Origin of the sequence: Paratractidigestivibacter sp., from assembly GCF_052362415.1 — a bacterium.
In the GTDB taxonomy this organism is placed as follows: Bacteria; Actinomycetota; Coriobacteriia; order Coriobacteriales; family Atopobiaceae; genus Paratractidigestivibacter.
This window is the reverse complement of sequence record NZ_DAWEMK010000099.1, coordinates 1764-2919: the sequence shown is the minus strand read 5'-3', so window position 1 is coordinate 2919 and position 1156 is coordinate 1764. Positions and strand designations below refer to the sequence as shown.

The 1156-nt window shown below is 67.3% G+C and carries 2 protein-coding genes; both read right to left on the bottom strand.

The genetic code is table 11. The annotated features are described in order from the left end of the window. Window positions 1-626 (bottom strand): CapA family protein (locus ACT84W_RS08755; RefSeq protein WP_444328937.1); only part of this gene is annotated, 626 nt, incomplete at its 3' end. A 92-nt stretch (window positions 627-718) separates the two neighbouring features. Beyond that, a partial coding sequence (locus tag ACT84W_RS08750; RefSeq protein ID WP_444328936.1) for an amino acid--tRNA ligase-related protein occupies window positions 719-1156 on the bottom strand: 438 nt, incomplete at its 5' end.

Here is a 1156-nt window from a genome sequence, read left to right as displayed (position 1 = left end):
TTGAGCAGCGCGATCTTGCGGCCCGCGCGCTCGATCATCGGGACGGCGCGGGAGGCCTCCTCGGTGTCCGCGATGCCCGTGACCACGATGTCCGGGAAGCGCGAGCGCCAGTACGAGAGATCTGCCTCGATGCCCGGGAACCCGACGTCCAGCGCATGGTTCGACGCGTGAAGCGCCGCGTCGAAGCCAGCCGCGACCTCCGCGTCGGCAAACTCCTGCGGGCTGTTGAAGCACGGGTAGCCGGAGAACTCGAACGACGTCCCTCCGAGGATCGTCTCTTGGTCGAGCATCGCCACGTCGAGCGCCTCGATGATGGGCTTCACGTGCTCGAAGATCCCGTCGTAGTTGCGCGAGCCGTCCTCGGCCACGCCCGGCTTCCAGACCCAAGTATGCACGAGGATGTCGCCCACCATGCCCACGGTGACCTGCGCGTCCTTTGAGAGCGAGGCGTCGGTCTCCGAGCCGGCGCCTCCGGCCGCGTCGACGCCGCGATCATAGATCGTTTCTTTGGCTGCGGGCGCAGGACCGCCCGCAGCAGACGCCCCGCCGGAGCACCCCGCGAGGCCCGCGGCGCCCATGCCGGCAATGAACGCGCGGCGAGAGAGGTTCTTGGACCAGATCCCCATTGCATCCTCCATCGTCGTGCGAGCTCAGGGACGGGCGTAGATTTCGCGCTGATTCTTTGCCGCTAAATCCGTGCCCGCCCCGAATCAACGGTCTAGAAGTCCGCGTTGCCCACGGTGCGCGGGTGCGGCAGGACGTCGCGGATGTTGTCGACGCCGGTGAGGTACATGACCAGACGCTCGAAGCCCAGGCCGAAGCCGGCGTGCTTGCAGCCGCCGTAGCGGCGCAGGTCGAGGTAGTACTTGTACTGCTCCGGGTCCATGCCGAGCTCCTGGATGCGGCGCTCGAGGACGTCGAGGCGCTCCTCGCGCTGGGAGCCGCCGATGATCTCGCCGATGCCGGGAACGAGGCAGTCAGCCGCGGCGACGGTCTTGCCGTCGTCGTTCATGCGCATGTAGAAGGCCTTGATCTCGGCCGGGTAGTCGGTGACGAAGGTCGGGCGCTTGAAGTGCTCCTCGGTGAGGAAGCGCTCGTGCTCGGTCTGCAGGTCACAGCCCCAGCTCACGGGGTACTCGAACTTCTTGCCGGCGGC